At 72.8% G+C, this 16,567-nt stretch carries 14 protein-coding genes and 1 tRNA gene; 5 read left to right on the top strand and 10 right to left on the bottom strand.

Annotated features, from left to right (window positions below; genetic code table 11):
• Nucleotides 1-27: 27 nt before the first annotated feature.
• Entirely contained in the window at nucleotides 28-699 is a 672-nt protein-coding gene (locus C8K30_RS03600; protein WP_108491474.1) for a Type 1 glutamine amidotransferase-like domain-containing protein, read from the bottom strand.
• 210 nt (nucleotides 700-909) lie between these two features.
• Between C8K30_RS03600 and C8K30_RS03595 the strand changes: the two genes are divergently transcribed.
• Nucleotides 910-3,342, top strand: a complete 2,433-nt coding sequence (locus C8K30_RS03595; RefSeq protein ID WP_108491473.1) for a Tex family protein — start codon at nucleotides 910-912, stop codon at nucleotides 3,340-3,342.
• Nucleotides 3,343-3,445: 103 nt separating this feature from the next.
• Nucleotides 3,446-4,999, top strand: a complete 1,554-nt coding sequence (locus C8K30_RS03590) for an NAD(P)/FAD-dependent oxidoreductase (RefSeq protein ID WP_108491472.1) — start codon at nucleotides 3,446-3,448, stop codon at nucleotides 4,997-4,999.
• Nucleotides 5,000-5,125: 126 nt separating this feature from the next.
• On the opposite strand, the gene C8K30_RS03585 is transcribed toward C8K30_RS03590, so the two are convergent.
• The 3 genes from C8K30_RS03585 to C8K30_RS03575 form a co-directional block, all read right to left on the bottom strand.
• Complete coding sequence (locus C8K30_RS03585; protein ID WP_108491471.1) at nucleotides 5,126-6,154, bottom strand: glycine betaine ABC transporter substrate-binding protein; 1,029 nt, start codon at nucleotides 6,152-6,154, stop codon at nucleotides 5,126-5,128.
• Nucleotides 6,155-6,324: 170 nt separating this feature from the next.
• Nucleotides 6,325-7,014 (bottom strand): ABC transporter permease, encoded by a 690-nt coding sequence (locus tag C8K30_RS03580; protein WP_108491470.1) that lies wholly within the window; start codon nucleotides 7,012-7,014, stop codon nucleotides 6,325-6,327.
• A complete protein-coding gene (locus C8K30_RS03575) occupies nucleotides 7,011-7,670 on the bottom strand; it encodes an ABC transporter permease (RefSeq protein WP_108491469.1) in 660 nt (219 codons plus the stop codon). The genes C8K30_RS03580 and C8K30_RS03575 overlap by 4 nt, the downstream gene beginning before the upstream one ends.
• 43 nt (nucleotides 7,671-7,713) lie before the next feature.
• Between C8K30_RS03575 and C8K30_RS03570 the strand changes: the two genes are divergently transcribed.
• Nucleotides 7,714-8,814, top strand: a complete 1,101-nt coding sequence (locus tag C8K30_RS03570; protein ID WP_199230321.1) for an ABC transporter ATP-binding protein — start codon at nucleotides 7,714-7,716, stop codon at nucleotides 8,812-8,814.
• A gap of 67 nt (nucleotides 8,815-8,881) precedes the next feature.
• Nucleotides 8,882-9,778 carry a RimK family alpha-L-glutamate ligase gene (locus C8K30_RS03565; protein ID WP_108491468.1) on the top strand — a complete coding sequence of 299 codons (897 nt, stop codon included), beginning with the start codon at nucleotides 8,882-8,884 and terminating at the stop codon, nucleotides 9,776-9,778.
• A gap of 65 nt (nucleotides 9,779-9,843) precedes the next feature.
• Here C8K30_RS03565 and C8K30_RS03560 read toward each other — a convergent pair.
• From C8K30_RS03560 to C8K30_RS30620, 3 genes are all read right to left on the bottom strand, one after another.
• Nucleotides 9,844-9,919, bottom strand: a tRNA-His gene (locus C8K30_RS03560).
• Between the two features lie 72 nt (nucleotides 9,920-9,991).
• Complete coding sequence (orn, locus tag C8K30_RS03555) at nucleotides 9,992-10,627, bottom strand: oligoribonuclease (RefSeq protein ID WP_108491467.1); 636 nt, start codon at nucleotides 10,625-10,627, stop codon at nucleotides 9,992-9,994.
• A 184-nt stretch (nucleotides 10,628-10,811) separates the two neighbouring features.
• Entirely contained in the window at nucleotides 10,812-10,961 is a 150-nt protein-coding gene (locus C8K30_RS30620) for a hypothetical protein (RefSeq protein WP_158280925.1), read from the bottom strand.
• Nucleotides 10,962-11,686: 725 nt separating this feature from the next.
• Here C8K30_RS30620 and C8K30_RS03550 point away from each other — a divergent pair.
• Complete coding sequence (locus C8K30_RS03550; RefSeq protein WP_158280924.1) at nucleotides 11,687-12,973, top strand: MFS transporter; 1,287 nt, start codon at nucleotides 11,687-11,689, stop codon at nucleotides 12,971-12,973.
• Nucleotides 12,974-13,062: 89 nt separating this feature from the next.
• Here C8K30_RS03550 and C8K30_RS03545 read toward each other — a convergent pair whose 3' ends face one another.
• Genes C8K30_RS03545 through C8K30_RS03535 form a run of 3 tightly spaced genes read right to left on the bottom strand, consistent with a single transcriptional unit; the run spans nucleotide 13,063 to nucleotide 16,476 of the window.
• On the bottom strand, nucleotides 13,063-14,016 hold the full coding sequence (locus tag C8K30_RS03545; RefSeq protein WP_108491465.1) for an FHA domain-containing protein: 954 nt from the start codon (nucleotides 14,014-14,016) through the stop codon (nucleotides 13,063-13,065).
• Nucleotides 14,013-15,332 (bottom strand): VWA domain-containing protein, encoded by a 1,320-nt coding sequence (locus C8K30_RS03540; protein WP_108491464.1) that lies wholly within the window; start codon nucleotides 15,330-15,332, stop codon nucleotides 14,013-14,015. The genes C8K30_RS03545 and C8K30_RS03540 overlap by 4 nt, the downstream gene beginning before the upstream one ends.
• Nucleotides 15,333-15,357: 25 nt before the next feature.
• Complete coding sequence (locus C8K30_RS03535; protein WP_108491463.1) at nucleotides 15,358-16,476, bottom strand: PP2C family serine/threonine-protein phosphatase; 1,119 nt, start codon at nucleotides 16,474-16,476, stop codon at nucleotides 15,358-15,360.
• Nucleotides 16,477-16,567: the final 91 nt, after the last annotated feature.

Below are 16,567 nucleotides of genomic sequence, written 5' to 3'. Positions count from 1 at the left end.
TGTCGCGACCAGGGCAGGGCTTGCGCCTCAGCCGCCCAGGAGCTTCCACCGGCCCTCGGAGACGACGTCGACGGCGCCGTCGGCCACGACGATCGCGGTGTCGTCGTCGATCGCGTACGCCGGACCGCCGATCCCGGCCGCCCACCGCTCGGCGGCGGCCATCGTGTTGGACGGCAGCATCGGGTGGTCGACGTGCGGAAAGATCGAGAAGTCGACGACCCCCAGCGTCTCGTCGTCGCCCGACGGCGGCGTCCACCCCACGAAGTCCTGCCCGATGCGCGGGGTCAGCACCATGCTGCCCGCGCTCATCCCCACGTACACCGTCTCGGTCAACGACGGCAGGAGGTCCACGAGCCCGGACTCCCGCATCCAGTGGCTCAGGTACAGGGCGTCGCCGCCTGACACCAGCAGGACGTCCGCGTCCCGGACCTTGGGGACCCAGAGGTCCTCGTTGATGGTGGGCAGGGCGGTGAGCTCCAGCACCCCCACGGACCTCCACCCCAGCTCGGTCATGGGCTCTGCCGACCGTCCCGCGATGAAGCGCCACGCCCCCGCTCCCGGGCCGACCTGCGGGTGCCCGTACATCGCGGTGGGGATGCAGAGGGCGTCGCAGTCGGCGACCGGCCGGCCGAGGAGGCCGAGCAGCGCGTCGTGGATGCTCGTGTTCTTGACGCCCGCGGACGTCAGTAGAAGCCGCACGATGTCTCCTGGTTCGAGTGAGGGAGGGGGGCGAACCGTAGACCGCGGGGCGCCCGAAAGTCATCGCTGTTGTGGGCTCTGAACCGTGCCCGCCTGGCGGCCGCCGTCGTCGGACCTGCGTGCCGGCTTGCCACGCGCCGTCGATGCGACAAGTGTCAGTGGCTCCGGGCACAATCTGTCCCGACCTTCTAGAAGTGAGGTAAGGGACAAGTGGCGAGTATCAATCAGCGGATCGCTGAGGAGCTGGGCGTTCGAGAAGGGCAGGTGACGGCTGCGGTCGACCTGCTCGACGGCGGCGCGACCGTGCCGTTCATCGCCCGCTACCGCAAGGAGGTCACGGGCACGCTCGACGACGCGCAGCTGCGCACCCTCGAGGAGCGCCTGCGGTACCTGCGCGAGCTGGAGGAACGGCGCGCGGCGATCCTCGCGTCGGTGCAGGAGCAGGGCAAGCTCACGGACGAGCTGCGGGCCCAGATCCTGTCCGCGGAGACGAAGTCGCGCCTGGAGGACATCTACCTGCCGTACAAGCCGAAGCGGCGCACCAAGGCGCAGATCGCGCGCGAGGCCGGCCTGGAGCCGCTCGCCGAGGCGTTGCTGGGCGACCCCTCGCTCGACCCGACGACGGCCGCCGGTCCGTACGTCGATGCCGACAAGGGTGTGGCCGATGCCGCGGCGGCGCTCGACGGCGCCCGGGCGATCCTCGTGGAGCGCATGGGCGAGGACGCCGACCTGATCGGCACGCTGCGCGAGCGGCTGTGGAAGCGCGGTCGGATGCTGTCCGCCGTGCGTGACGGGGCGCAGGACAAGGGGGCGAAGTTCTCGGACTACTTCGAGTTCGGCGAGGCCCTCTCCAGCCTGCCGTCGCACCGCGTGCTCGCCCTCTTCCGGGGCGAGAAGGAGGACGTGCTGGACCTGACGATCGAGCCGGAGGAGGGCATCGAGGCGGGCGTACCGACGTCGTACGAGGCCACGATCGCGCACCAGTTCAACATCGCGAACCAGGGCCGCCCCGGCGACCGCTGGCTCGCCGACACGGTCCGCTGGGCGTGGCGCACCAAGATCCTGGTGCACCTCGGCATCGACGTGCGGCTGCGGCTGCGCTCCGAGGCGGAGGACGAGGCGGTGCGCGTCTTCGCGGCCAACCTGCGCGACCTGCTGCTCGCGGCGCCCGCCGGCACGCGGGCCACTATGGGCCTCGACCCGGGCCTGCGCACGGGCGTCAAGGTCGCCGTCGTGGACGCGACCGGCAAGGTCGTGGAGCACGCGACGATCTACCCCCACGCGCCTGCGAACCGCTGGGACGAGTCGCTGGCCGTGCTGGCCCGGCTGGCCCAGAAGCACGGCGTGGACCTGGTGGCGATCGGCAACGGCACGGCGTCGCGCGAGACCGAGCGCCTGGCCGCCGACCTCATGAAGAAGGCGCCGGAGCTCGGCCTGACCAAGGCGATCGTGTCCGAGGCGGGCGCTTCCGTGTACTCGGCCTCCGCCTACGCCAGTGCCGAGCTGCCCGACCTCGACGTGTCCATCCGGGGTGCCGTCTCCATCGCACGCCGCCTGCAGGACCCGCTCGCCGAGCTCGTGAAGATCGACCCCAAGTCGATCGGCGTGGGCCAGTACCAGCACGACATCACGGAGACCAAGCTCTCGCGGTCGCTGGACGCCGTGGTGGAGGACTGCGTGAACGGCGTCGGCGTCGACCTGAACACCGCGTCGGTGCCGCTGCTGTCGCGGGTCTCGGGCATCACCTCGACGCTCGCGGAGAACATCGTGGCGCACCGGGACGCCAACGGTCCGTACGCGTCGCGGGCGTCGCTCAAGAACGTGCCGCGTCTGGGCCCCAAGGCGTTCGAGCAGTGCGCGGGCTTCCTCAAGGTCTCGGGCGGCGACGAGCCCCTGGACGTGTCGTCGGTACACCCCGAGGCGTACCCGCTGGCGCGGCGCATCGTGACGGCCTCGGGCGCGGACGTGCAGGCGCTGATCGGCAACGGCGGCGCCCTGCGCACACTGAAGCCCACCCAGTTCGTGGACGAGACCTTCGGCCTGCCCACGGTGACCGACATCTTCGCCGAGCTGGAGAAGCCCGGCCGCGACCCGCGCCCGGCGTTCACCACGGCCTCCTTCGCGGACGGCGTCGAGACCCTGGGCGACCTGGTGCCCGGCATGGTGCTGGAGGGCCAGGTCACCAACGTCGCGGCGTTCGGTGCGTTCGTGGACATCGGCGTGCACCAGGACGGGCTGGTGCACGTCTCGGCCATGTCCAAGAACTTCGTCAGCGACCCGCGCGAGGTCGTGAAGTCGGGCGACATCGTCAAGGTGAAGGTCATGGACGTCGACCTGCAGCGCAAGCGGGTCTCCCTGACTCTGCGCCTGGACGACGAGATCGGCGCGGCACCCGGTGGCCGCACCTCGGGCGGCGCCCGCTCCGGCGGGCAGGGCGCTGACGGGCAGGGCTCGGGCCAGGGCGGCGGGCCGCGTGGCGGTGGCCAGCGCGGCGGACGCCAGGGCGGCGGTGATGGGCGCGGCAGCCGCGACCGGAACGGGCGTGGTCAAGGCGGTCAGAGCCAGGGTCAGGGCGGCCGCGGCCGCCCTGCGCCGGCGGACACCGCCATGGCCGACGCGCTGCGCCGGGCTGGTCTGGCCTGAGCCGCCGGAGGTGTCAGAGTGACCTGTGCGTCTGACAGTTCCGTAAGGATCTGACAACCTGAGCCCCCTGGCGGCCGGGGCGGCGGGGAGACACGATGACGGCATGAGTCTTTCCGAGGAGTTGTTCGACGTCATCGTGATCGGTGGCGGGCCGGTGGGCGAGAACGCGGCAGACCGGGCCTCGCGCACCGGCCTCTCCGTCGCCCTGGTCGAGTCCGAGCTCGTGGGCGGTGAGTGCTCCTACTGGGCCTGCATGCCGTCCAAGGTGCTGCTGCGCGCGGGCACGGTCCGCGCCCTCGCGCGCGACACGCCCGGCCTGGCCGATCCCGGCGCGCCCGACGTCGCAGCGGTCCTGGCCCGGCGCGACGAGATCACCAACAGCTGGGACGACGCCGGGCAGGTCTCGTGGGTCGAGGGTGCGGGCATGACCCTCGTCCGCGGGCACGGCCGGCTCGCCGGCGAGCGGCTCGTTGAGGTCACGGCGTCGAAGGGTGGCCCCGACAGCGGCTTCGGCGAGGCGGCGACGTCGGACGACGCCCCCGCGACCCGCCTGCTGCGGGCCCGGCACGCGGTGATCGTCGCGACCGGCAGCGTGCCCGTCCTGCCGGACACCCCGGGCCTGGCGGCGGCGTCGCCCTGGTCGAGCCGGGAGGCGACGTCGGCCGACGCGATCCCCAAGTCTCTCGTCGTGGTCGGCGGCGGGGTGGTGGGCGTCGAGATGGCGAACGCGTACGCGGACCTCGGCGCACAGGTGACGCTGCTGGCCCGCGGCGGCCTGCTGTCCGGCGCCGAGCCGTTCGCAGGGGAGATGGTCGTGGACTCGCTGCGCGCCATCGGCGTCGACGTCCGCACGGGTGTCGAGGTCGCCTCGGTCGAGCGGCCCGGCACCGGGAGCGAGAGCGAGGCGGCCGGCCCCGTGACCGTCACCCTGACCGACGGCGGGAAGGTCACCGCCGCCGAGATCCTCGTCGCCACGGGGCGGGTGCCGCGCACGGGCGACCTGAGCCTGGAGAGCGTAGGCCTGGACGAGTCGGCGCTGGGTCGCGCCGGGGCGCTGGTGGTCGACGAGTCGCTGCAGGTCACGGGCGTGCCCGGCGGCTGGCTGTACGCCTGCGGCGACGTGACTGGCCGCGCAGCGACCACGCACCAGGGCAAGTACGAGGGCCGCATCGTCGGGGACGTGGTCGCGGCCCGGTACGGCACGGAGGACGGCGACCGGGCCCCGACGACCGGCGACCCCGAGCCCGCCGTCGGCCAGGAGGGGAAGCCGTGGTCGCGGTACGCCGCGACCGCCGACCACAGCGCGCGCGTCCAGGTGGTGTTCACGCGGCCGCAGGTCAGCTGGGTGGGGCCGACGGAGCGTGCGGCGCGCTCGGCCGGGATCCCGGTGGAGGCGGTGTCCTACGACCTGTCCTGGGTGTCCGGCGCGAGCGTGGACGGGCCCGGGTACACGGGCCGCGCCCAGGTGCTCGTCGACACGCAGCGGCGGGTCCTCGTAGGCGCCACCTTCGTGGGGCCGGACGCAGGGGAGATGCTGCACGCCGCGACGATCGCGATCGTCGGCGAGGTGCCGCTGGACCGCCTCTGGCACGCGGTCCCCGCCTACCCGACGGTCAGCGAGGTCTGGCTCCGTTTCCTGGAGTCCTACGGCCTCTGACCTGACACCCCAAGCACTGCGGGACCGACTCGGCGTGCGCAGTACGCCGAGTCAGTCCCGCAGTCCGACCAAACCACTGACTCGGCATACCGGGTATGCCGAGTCAGTGGCCTGGTCCGGGCAACGTCACTCCGACGGCGTCAGGGAGCCGTCCGAGCTGAAGACCAGGCCGAGCGTGATCTCGCCCTGCTGGAGCGCCGACTTGGTCAGCGGGCCGCCGGCGTCGAGCGAGCGGAACTCCGCGAACTGAAGGCCGTACGTCTCCTCGAGACCCGGCTGGCAGAACGGGCGCTCCGTGCACTCCGGCGGGCCGCCGAGCACGAGGCCGCCACAGGCCTCGGCGAGCTCGCTGAGCGTGGTGACGCCGTGCTCGTCCGCGAACGCCTTGGTCACGGCGAACGCGTTCTGGTCCTGCGCGGGGGAGGGCTCGCCGAACACGAGGCCGACCTCCTCGCCCAGGCCGGTGAGGCCCTCCACCGTGGCGTCGAGGTCGCTGCTCGCGACCGGCTCGGCGTCGGCCCCGTTGACGTCCTTGTTGATGAACTCCGTGAGGGTACCCACGTACTCCGGGATGACCTGGACCTGCTCGCCGTCCTCCAGCGCGGGGAGGTAGGCCTCACGGTTGCCGATGGTCGTGACCTCGGCGTCGTACCCGGCGGCGTTCAGCACCGTCGCGTAGATGGTGCCGAGCGTGGCGCTCTCCGCGAAGTCGGCGGCGCCGATGACGATCTCGCCGCTGCCGCTCTGCTCGGGGCTGTCCAGGCCGGCGTCGGCCACGAACTCCTCGGCGACCTCCGCGGAGGTGCGCCGGTCGACGTCCACCGCCTTGTTCAGGCCGATGAGGGTGTCGGTGTCGAGAGCGGCCGACACGGTGTTTAGGAGCGGGATCAGGCTGTCGTCGCCCTCGATCGCGGCGGCGTTGATCGCCGGGATGATGTTGTCGACGGTCTGGAGCTGCTTGTCGTCCTCGAGCACCACGAGCTCGTCGCCGGGGACCGCCTCGCAGGCAGCGACGTCGCCGCCGCCCGTTGGGGTGCTGCCGCCTCCGCCGGCGGAGCCTGGCTCGCCACAGGCGGTCAGGAGAGTGAGGCCGACGACCGCGACCGCCGCGCCGATGGCGCGGGGCAGGGACACGTGCGTACGGGGGAGGTTCATCGAATGTCTCCGAACGTGGATGACGTACAACTGTTCTACGGCTTCGATCTGTCCTATTTGACTCCGGCGGGCGGTCGAAGGCAAGGGATAAACCCGCTCGTGAGAATCTCGTTACATTTGGTCGGGTTTCGGCTGGCGGTCGGGCCGGGCCCGGAAAGGCTCCGGCGGGCCTAACCGGCCCCCGCGCCGACCCGGAGCGGGGCCGGCGTGGCCAGGCGCTGGCCGATCGCGAGGACGGCGTCGATCGCGAGGCAGAGCGCCGCGACCACCACGCCGCCCGCGAGCACCTCACCGTACCGCTGCGTGCCCATGCCGAGCGCGATGATCTGGCCCAGGCCCCCGCCGCCGGCGAGCGCCGCCAGTGGGATGGTCGCGACGACCTGCACGATGGTGACCCGCAGCCCGGCTGCGACCAGAGTGGTGGCCAGCGGCAGCTCGACCTGCAGCAGGATCCGCCCGCCGCTCATGCCCATGCCGCGGGCGGCGTCGCGGGCGTCGGGGTCGGCGCCGCGTACGCCCTCGTAGGTGTTGACCAAGAGGACGGGCACGGCGAAGAAGGCGGCGGCGATGACGGTGGCCGTGTTGCCGAACAGGCCGCCGGCGGCGAGCAGCAGGATGATGCCGAGCGTCGGCAGCGCCCGGGAGGCGTTGGTGAGCCAGACGACGAGGCCCGCGCCCCGGCCGCTGTGCCCCAGCCAGGCGCCGAGCGGGACGGCCACCGCGGCGGCCGCCGCGACGGCGGCCGCGGTCATGAGCAGGTGCTCGCCCGCCAGGTCGAGCACGCCGCCGGGCTCGGTCCAGGTCAGGGGGTCGTTCAGCCACACGAGGGCTTCCTGGACGACGCCGGTGGGGGCGCTCATGAGGTCCTCCCGCGCAGCCAGGGGGTCAGGGCTCTGCCGCCCGCCCAGAGGGCGAGGTCCAGCACGAGGGCGAGGGCGATGGTCGCGAGCGTGGCCGTCATGATCTCGGCCCGGTAGAAGTTGTTGCGGAAGCCCTGGAACATGAGCTGCCCCAGCCCGCCGTACCCGACCACGACGCCGACGGTGACGAGCGCGACGGTCGACACGGTGGCCAGCCGCAGCCCGGCGACGATGCTCGGCAGCGCGCTCGGCATGGCGACCTGGAAGAGCATCCGGCCCGGCCCGTAGCCCAGGCCGCGCGCGGCGTCGAGGACGGCGGGGTCGACGGTCTCGAGCCCGGCCACCGTATTGCGCAGGATGATGAGCAGCGCGTAGACCACCAGGCCCACCAGGACGGGCGTGCGGCCGATCCCGAGCAGCGGCGCGAGGATCGCGAACAGCGCCAGGGACGGCACCGTGTACATGACGGCCGCCGTGCCGAGCACCGGCCCGGACAGCCACCGGGACCGGGAGATCAGCGCCCCCAGCGGGATCGCGATGGCCGCGGAGATCACCACGGCCTCGATCGTCAGGCCGGCGTGCTCGATGGTGCGTTCCCACAGCACGGGTGCGTTGTCGACCACGTAGGACCAGGAGAACCAGGGGTTGCCGGGCATGCCTCCGACCGTACCGTGCCCGTGACCAGGTAGGTTCGACGACATGGCTGCGCGCACCGTGATCGAGCTGGACACCGTCCGCAAGGCGTACGGGAACGGAACCGTCGCCGTCGAAGGACTCAGCTTTTCCGTGCGCGAGCACGAGGTGCTCGCGCTCGTCGGCCCGTCCGGCTGCGGCAAGTCCACCACGCTGCGCATGGTCAACCGCCTGGTGGAGCCGACGTCGGGCCGCATCCTGCTCGACGGCGAGGACGTCACCACCACCGACCCCGTGGCCCTGCGCCGCCGCATCGGGTACGTCATCCAGAACGTCGGGCTGTTCCCGCACCGCACCGTCGAGGCGAACATCGCGACTGTCCCCGCCCTGCTGGGCTGGGACCGCAAGCGCACCCGGGCGCGCGTGACCGAGCTGCTGGACCTCGTGGGCCTGCCGGCCGCCACCTACGCGAAGCGGTACCCGCACGAGCTGTCCGGCGGCGAACGCCAGCGCATCGGCGTGGCGCGGGCGCTCGCGACCGACCCGCCGGTGCTGCTGATGGACGAGCCGTTCGGCGCCGTCGACCCGGAGTTCCGCCGGCGCCTGCAGACGGAGTTCATGCGTATCCAGCGCGAGACCGGGACCACGGTGATCCTCGTGACGCACGACATCGACGAGGCGGCGCGCCTCGGCGACCGGATCGCCGTCCTGTCCCGCGGCGGTGTGCTGGAGCAGGTGGCGAGCCCGCTCGCGGTGCTGGCCCATCCGGCGTCGGGCCGGGTGCGGGACTTCATCGGTGACGGCTCCGCCTCGCGCATGCTGGCGCTCGCGCGCCTGCAGACCGCCGACCTGGAGAGCGCGGACCGGATAGTCCAGCCCGCACCCGCGCCCGTGCGGCTGGGCGCGCGCCTGACCGACGCGTTCGAGGCCGTGGCGGCGCTGCCCGGATCGGCCATGGGGCGGGTGCCGGTCGTGGGGGAGTCGGGCGACGTCGTCGGCTCGCTCACGGCGGACGGGATCCTCGGCGCGCTGCGCCGGGCGGCGGACGCGGCGGTCTCTGATGCGCCGGTACCGGACGCACCCGTGGTGGACGCTGTGGCGGACGCGGAGCCAACAGCTGCGGCAGACGCCGCCGACGACACGTCCGGCCACCAGCCGGCACTGTGACCGACGCCGCGTTTTGCCAGGCCCCCAGGCCGGGACCCCGCGGAACCGGTCCCGATAGTCTCGTTCCGTGACCAACGCACGTGTAGCCCTCGCCACCTGCTCCCAGCTGCCCGACCTCGACACGGACGATGTGCCGCTGATCGCCGCCCTCGCCGGGCGCGGTGTGACGGCCGAACCCGCCGTGTGGGACGACCCGGCCGTGGACTGGCAGGCCTACGACCTCGTGCTGGTCCGCTCCACCTGGGACTACTCGCCGCGCCACGACGAGTTCCTCGCGTGGGCGCGCTCCCTGCCCAAGGTGGCCAACTCCGCCGACGTCATCGCATGGAACACCGACAAGCGGTACCTGCGCGAGCTCGAGGAGGCCGGGATCCCCGTGATCCCGACGATCTGGCTCGACCCCGAGCGGCACCTTTCCAAGCGCGCCGTGCACACCCGCATGCCCGCGTTCGGCGACTTCGTGGTCAAGCCCGTCGTCAGCGCGGGGGCGAAGAACACCGGCCGCTACCAGCCCGTGTCCGCCGAGTCGCGCGGCCTCGCCATCGCGCACGCCACCCGCCTGCTCGACGACGGCCGCTGGGTCATGATCCAGCCCTACGTCACCTCCGTCGACATCACCGGCGAGACCTGCCTCGTCTTCATCGACGGCGAGCTCACCCACGCCGTGCGGAAGAACGCCCTGCTCACCGGCCCGGCACAGGACTCGAGCGAGCTGTACGCCGAGGAGGAGATGGTCTCGTTCGAGGCCACCCCCGACCAGGTCGAGGTGGCGCTGCGGGCGCTCGCGGTGGCCCGGGAGGCCACCGGCGCGGACCTCACCTACGCGCGCGTGGACCTCGTCTCGGGCGACGACGGCGTGCCCATGGTCATCGAGCTGGAGCTCACCGAGCCGTCGCTGTGGATGAAGTACGGGACGGGCGTCGAGGCCAAGCTCGCGGACGCGGTGCTGAAGCTCCTGGGCTGACGGGCCGGCCGCCGTCGTCCGGCAAGAACGAAGGGCCCCTCGCCTGTGCGAGGGGCCCTTGCGTATGGGGTGAGCGACGGGACTTGAACCCGCGGCCCTCGCGACCACAACGCGATGCTCTACCAGCTGAGCTACGCCCACCATGTTCGCCGATCGTGGACCAGCGACCGTCGAAAAGCATACATGGTCGGTGGCCGCGGACCGAACCCAAATCTACGGAGCGAGCTGCTTCGTGACGGACGTCTCGGCCACGCGCTCCGCCGCGGCGCGGGCGGTCGCCGTGTCCGGGCCGGGCTGCGCGGGGAACAGGACCTCGCGGTAGTAGCGCAGCTCGTCGATCGACTCGAGGATGTCGGCGAGCGCGCGGTGCCCGCCCTCCTTCTTCGGGGAGGCGAAGTAGACGCGTGGGTACCAGCGCCGCGCGAGCTCCTTGATCGACGACACGTCGACGATCCGGTAGTGCAGGTAGCCCACCAGCTCGGGCATGTGCAGGTCGAGGAACGACTTGTCCGTGCCGACGGAGTTGCCGGCCAGCGGCGCCTTGCCGGGCTCGGGTACCCACTCGCGGACGTAGGCCAGGATCTGGTCCTGCGCCTCCTGGAGGGTCAGCCCCCCGTCGAGCTCGTCGAGCAGACCGGACGTGGTGTGCATGGTGCGGACGAAGTCGTTCATCTGCGCCAAGGCCTCGGCCGGAGGCTTGACGAGGACATCGACACCGGTGCCCAGGACGTTGAGGTCGGAGTCCGTGACGATCGCGGCGACCTCGACGAGCGCGTCGGCGCGCAGGTCCAGGCCGGTCATCTCGCAGTCGATCCAGACGATGCGCTCGTTGGGGTTGGGAAGGCTCACGCCCCTCAGCCTATTCCGTCCGCCGCCGACGGGTCGCCGCTGGGTGGGGTGGCGCTCTTGAGAGTGCCGACGATGCCGGCCCGGACGGAGAGACCGAAAGGCCCTCCCGCGGGGCGACCGGTGGTCGTCCGAGGAAGGGCCAGGTTGTCCGCCCGGGCCGGTCAGGCGGTCAGGGCGGGGCGGGTCAGATCAGGCGGAAACGCTTGGTGCGCTTGGCGGTACGGCGCTCGGGGCGATTGCGCAGGGCGCGCTCCTGTGCGCCGGCAACCTCCGCGCGGCGGGCGATCTCGGCGACCTGCGCGCGGCCGATGTAGTAAGCGGCATGGGCATCCATGACTGTGGTCCTTCCAGGGGTGGGGAGAGGGTGACGGTGCTTCGGGAGCGCATCGGCCGGGTCGCGGCTCGGCGCTCCTCAGTGTTTCCGTCGTGTTACATCATTCCTCATTACGGAAATCCCGCGCAAGGCGGACAGGGGTGACGTGCAGCACCCTTCCGCAGGTCAGCGGCTACGCGGATGGTGTCCGAGCGCGGTGCATGTGACGGGCGTTCGCGACCCGGCGCACAAGAACGAAGCAGAGCGTGTGTCGGACACACGCTCTGCTTCGGGGATGCCGGAGGCGCCGGGTGCCGGAGGTCCGGCAGGCGCCGTGCGGATCATGCGGATCGCACGCGCAGGGCGGATGCCTTTGCGCGGCTGTCGTTCCGGTGTGCGGCGCGGGCCTCGGCCTTGCGTCGCTTCTGCTCCTCGCGGAGCGTGCGGGAACGCCGATATTCCTCGGCGTCGCGGAGGCGGTCCTGGTGAAGGGACTGCGCCAGGTCGTACTCGGTATGCACGTGAGTGCCTTTCGTGACGCTGGATTGCCGGTCTCCCGACGTGGGTCTGGCCGGACCCTGTCCACCGCCCGGTATGGGACCGGACGGACGTCACCGCGGTGTGCCCTGAGCCTCCCAGGTAGTGCCCGCATCGCGCACGGCTTTTTCTGCTGGGCGGATCTCGCCCGACGGCGGCGCCGAGCAGGCGAGGCGGCCCTCGCTGCCGGGCGTGACAGGATCGCAGCCGTGACCACCACCGAGCCCCCCGCCTCCGGCGACGCGACCGCCCAGGGCGACCCGTCCGCCGTCGGGCAGCTGATGCAGGGCGACCCGGCCCAGCACCTGCGGACGCCGGTCTTCCGTACGCTCGTGGTGGGCTGGACGCTCGCGAACGTGGCGGACTCGCTCCTGACCCTGCTCATGGCCGTCTGGGTCGCGGACCTCACGGGGAGCGCCGCCCTGGGCGGCGTGACGTTCGCGCTGCTCGGCCTGCCCGCGCTCGCCTCGCCGTTCCTGGGGCACCTCGCGGATCGGGTGTCCCGACGGCGCATGCTCGTGTTTGCCTACGTGGTGGGCGCGCTCGGGCTGGTGCCGCTGTTCTGGGTGACGCGGCCGGACCAGGTCTGGGTGATCTTCGCGTCAACGCTCGTGTACTCCGCGGTCGCGTACGTGACGGGCGCCTGCCAGTCGGGCATCCTCAAGGACCTCCTGCCCGACGAGGCCCTTGGGCACGCGAACGGCCGCCTCTCGATGATCGACCAGGTGTTCCGGGTGGCCCTGCCGATCTTCGGCGCCGCGGTCTACGCCCTGGTGGGCGTGGTGCCGCTGGTCGTGGCGGCGATCGCCGGGTTCGTGGGCGCGGCGGTCGTGTTCTGCCTGGTGCGGGTCACCGAGTCGCGGTTCGAGGACGAGCCGGGCGAGTCGTACCTGGCGGCCACGACCGCCGGGTTCCGGCACCTGTTCGGCACGCAGCCGCTGGGCCGGATGACGTGGAACGCGGTGATCGTGTTCGCGTCGGTCGGCCTCGTGAACGCCGTCGTCTTCGCCGTGCTCGACGGCCTGGGAGTGCCCGCGGCCTGGCTCGGGCCGCTGACCGTGCTGCAGGGCGTTGCCGGGTTCGTCGCCGGGGCGGTCACGCCGCGCCTCATGGCGCGCTTCGGGCGGCCGCGCGTCTATGCGGTGGGGATCCTCGCCTCGGGGGTGGCCCTCGTGCCCCTCATGTTCAGCTGGGTGATCCCTGCGGTGGCGGGCCAGGCCCTGCTCGGGTTCGGGGTGACCGCAGCGATCATCGCGTGGGTCACCGAACGCCAGGTCCGCACGCCCGAGCGGCTCCAGGGCCGGGTGGCCGCCGCCGGCCACCTGGTCAACAACCTGCCGGGCACCGTCGTGACGGCGATCGGCGCCGGCCTGCTCGCGTTCGTGGACTACCGGGTGCTGGTGCTGGCCAACGCCGTGGTCGTGATCGGGGCCGGGCTGGTCGCGCTGCGCCTGCGCGGCGCGGCCGCCGGTGCTGGCGCGGACCGAGACCGATAAGCGGCCGACGCCACCCAGGCACCGACCCCTGGGCTGAGTGCGGGACTCTCGCCCGGTCGGGACGGTCCGACCGGGCGAGAATCCCGCACTCACGCCTCGCCCGGGAGCGCCTTTCGGATCACCAAGCGCGTCCACGCGCCGACGAAGACCCGGTCGTTCTCCTCGATCTCCCGGCGCACGCCCTGCGTCAGCGGGGTGTCCGGCAGGGGATCGCCCGCGGCCGCGACGAAGGTCCCGTTCGACGAGCCCAGGTCCTCCACCCACCAGCGCTGCCCGTCCGTGGTCAGCTGGCAGTGGCGCCGGGACACCCCGGGGTCGCTGCCGCAGTCGACGTCCGGCCGGATTCCGCGCGACCTCGACGGCCGCCCCACCAGGAGGCTGCGCTGCCGCAGCGTGACCAGGCCGGGCAGGCCCGCCGACGGCATCGGGTCCTCGGGCCGCTCGTGCGCGTACCAGTCGGGGTCCACCCAGATCTCCGCCACCCAGGCGTCGTCGCCCGGGACGGGCGGCGCGGCGAGCCCGCCGCCCTCCGACGGCGCTGGCGTGGCGGCCGACGGCGGCGCCGCCGTCGGCCCGCCTGCCTGTTGGGCGGACCCGGACTGCTGGACAGACCCGGACGGCTCGGCGGGACCCGCGCCCTGCGCAGGCGAACCCTGCGCCGGTGTGCCCGACGACGGCGCCCAAGGCCCCTGTGCCGAACCGCCCGCGGGCTGCGTCGCGCCCAGGTCCCCCAGGTCCAGACCGGACGCCGGGGAAGGGGGCGGTGGCGGCGGGGCCGTCGTGCCGGTCGTGAAGTCGTACCCGCAGTTCTCGCAGAACAGGGAGCCGGCGGGGGACAGGTCACCGCAGTTCGGGCAGGTCACGGGGCTACCGGCCGGGGTCGCGGCAGGCTCGCCCCCTGCGCCGGCGCCGCCGCCCGGACCGCCGGTCCCCGACTGCGCAGGCTCCGCGGCCGTCCCGGCGCCGGCCGGGATCGGCGTGCCACACACGTCGCAGTAGTCCGTGGACTCGCTGGTATGCCCCTCCGGGCAGACGACGGTCATGCGCGCCGTACCCGGGTGGTCTTGGTCGATGCTGTGTCGAGTGCCATCTCGTCCAGCTTGGCGGTGTTCCGCTTGAGCCGCACGGTGCCCTCCTCCTCGTTCTCCACCTCCACGATCTTGCGCAGGCGCGAGGTGGCCTCCTCGTTGCCGGTCTCGGCGGCGAGCTGCACGGCGCGGCCGAGCTTCACGGTCGCCGTCGCCTCGTCGCCCGAAGCCTTCGCGGCCAGGCCCTCCTGGATGGCCGAGGCGAGCTCCGCCTGGCCCGTGTAGTGCGCCACCTCGGGGCTGATCCGCGCGGTGAGCGTGGAGTCGTCCGACCACTTGGCCTTGACCAGGCCCGACGCCTGCACCTCGCCGCCCACCGCTACCTGCACCCGCGCCGCGAGCTGCTCCGAGCCCACGGGCTTCGACGCCACGCGGACCGCCACGTGGTAGTCGCGGGTCTCGTCGGCCCAAGCGCCGGTGGGGTACGCGCTGGTCAGCGGGTTCACCTCGGTGCGCCGGCCCGTGAGGTCGTCGACCTCGGGGGCCACCTGCTTGACGAACAGGACCTGCGACCCCTGTGGCGCCCACACCCGCAGGTCCACCGAGGCGACGCCGCGCGCCATGGACTTGCGCACCAGGGCCGCGAAGTCCTCGGCGATGTCCTCCGGGCGCGCGATGAGGTCGACGGTGCCCAGCAGCGCCGTCGAGATCTTGCGCAGCTCCTCGACCACCCAGCGGTCGCCCACGCCGCGGGCGTCGCACTGGAAGTGGCCCGTGACGTCGGCGATCATCCGGTCCAGGTGCATCGACGGCTCGGACTCGTTCTTGCCGTCGGTCAGCAGGATCAGGTGCTTCTGCGCCGCCGGGACCGTGGCGAACAGGTCATCGGCGAGCCGCAGCCACGTCGAGATGGCCGTGCCGCCGCTGGCCGACATCGTGGAGATGGCGCGCTTGGCCTCGTTGCGGGCGCCCGGCTCCATGGCCACCATCGGCACCCGGGCGTTGGGGTAGGGGAAGATCCGGGTGGCCACGTGCGAGCCGCCGATGATCGCGAACAGCGTGCCGTCCGGGATCTGGTCCACCGCCACGGCGGCGGCGTGCTTGGCGGCCTCCATGTTTCGGCCCTGCATCGATCCGGACGTGTCGACGGCGACGATCTCGGCGACCTGTCCCGCGCCGACGGCGTCGGTGGTGGCGCTCGCGCCCGCGGTGACGCCGACGGCCCCGGCCGCCCCGGCGCCGGCGCAGGTCACGGACACGATGGCGTGCACGTCGGTGGCGCCGTCGGACAGGAACTCGTTCTGAAAGACCTCGGCGGAGAACTCGGCCACGGTGGCTCCTCTCGGTAACGGCAGGCTAGCGCTGCTCGGTGACAGTCGTGGCGACACGGGCCAGCGCGGCGGTGATGTTGTCCCGCCCGCCCTGTGCGTTGGCCCAGCGGACGAGCGCCGCGGACGCGGTGTGCGGGTCGCCGGAGGCGGCGAACCGCCGCACGAGGTCGCCCATCTCGTGCGCGTCGGAGCAGTAGTTCCACAGGCCGTCGGAGCAGACCAGCAGCCAGCCCGGCTCGGACGGGACTGTCGCCGCGCAGCGCGCGTCGGTGTCCGGGGCGTCGGGGCCGAGCCACCGGGTGATGGCGTGCGCCTGGGGCGACGTCTCGGCCTGGGCACGCGGTACGCCCGCCGCGATCATCTCCTGCGCCCACGAGTCGTCGACGCTGAGCTGCTCGGCCGGACCGGCGTCGGGCAGCCAGTACACGCGGGAGTCGCCAAGCCAGCCGGCGACGACCAGGTCGTGGTCCACCACGGCGGCCACGAAGGTGCACGACGGCGGGTCCTCCGCCACGTTCGTCCCCTTCGTCGCGGCGAGCTGCTCAGCGGCGCCCCGCACGGCCTGGCCCGCCGCGCGGGACGCGGCGACCATGGCGTCGGTCCAGCCGGCGATGCGGCGGCTGGTAGCGCCCTCCACCGGGCTCGATCCCTCGGGCCCGTAGGCCAGGAGCACGTCGCGTGCGGCCCGGCTAGCGGCGAGCGAGGCGACGTCGGAGTCCGGTGCGCTCGACACGCCGTCGCACACGACGAGGGCGGCGAAGGTGCCGCTCGCGGCGAGCGCCATCGCGTCCTCGTTGCGGGCGTGCCGCACACCCCGGTCGCAGACGCCGGCGACCCAGCCGGCCGGGCGCTCCTCGAAGTGGTCGCGCTCGGACTGGCCGGGGGCGCCGCACTCGGCGCAGTACCCGTCGTCGGCGATGGTGCCGCCGCAGGCGGCGCAGGGCCGCCGCGCCGAGGCCTCGCCCGTCGAGGGGTCGAGGTCCAGCACGGTGGGAGCCGCATCCAGAGTCACCTCGGAGGGAGCCGTCGGGTCCGCTTCGCCAGCGCCCAGCGGGGTGCCGCAGTTCTCGCAGAACCTGGCGCGTGGCGGCGCGTTCTCTCCGCAGCTGGGACAGCGGACGAGGACACTGTCGTCGGCACTCATGTCTGGGTCGGTCTCCTTGCGTTCGTCAGGGCTCGCGCCCCGCGACTGTGGTTCAGCGGGTCACCGTTCAGCGGTTCTGTCGCGCTGGTTC

The organism is Promicromonospora sp. AC04, from assembly GCF_003058225.1.
Classification (GTDB): domain Bacteria; phylum Actinomycetota; class Actinomycetes; order Actinomycetales; family Cellulomonadaceae; genus Promicromonospora.
The sequence above is the reverse complement of the archived record's forward strand: the minus strand, read 5'-3'. Positions and strand labels throughout refer to the sequence as shown.

What these genes read in the sequence shown, in the direction of transcription:
- C8K30_RS03590 (WP_108491472.1), top strand. Translation starts at nt 3,446, where the DNA reads ATGAGTCTTTCCGAGGAGTTGTTCGACGTCATCGTGATCGGTGGCGGG.
- C8K30_RS03585 (WP_108491471.1), bottom strand. Translation starts at nt 6,154, where the DNA reads ATGAACCTCCCCCGTACGCACGTGTCCCTGCCCCGCGCCATCGGCGCG.
- C8K30_RS03580 (WP_108491470.1), bottom strand. Translation starts at nt 7,014, where the DNA reads ATGAGCGCCCCCACCGGCGTCGTCCAGGAAGCCCTCGTGTGGCTGAAC.
- C8K30_RS03575 (WP_108491469.1), bottom strand. Translation starts at nt 7,670, where the DNA reads ATGCCCGGCAACCCCTGGTTCTCCTGGTCCTACGTGGTCGACAACGCA.
- C8K30_RS03570 (WP_199230321.1), top strand. Translation starts at nt 7,714, where the DNA reads ATGGCTGCGCGCACCGTGATCGAGCTGGACACCGTCCGCAAGGCGTAC.
- C8K30_RS30620 (WP_158280925.1), bottom strand. Translation starts at nt 10,961, where the DNA reads ATGGATGCCCATGCCGCTTACTACATCGGCCGCGCGCAGGTCGCCGAG.
- C8K30_RS03545 (WP_108491465.1), bottom strand. Translation starts at nt 14,016, where the DNA reads ATGACCGTCGTCTGCCCGGAGGGGCATACCAGCGAGTCCACGGACTAC.
- C8K30_RS03535 (WP_108491463.1), bottom strand. Translation starts at nt 16,476, where the DNA reads ATGAGTGCCGACGACAGTGTCCTCGTCCGCTGTCCCAGCTGCGGAGAG.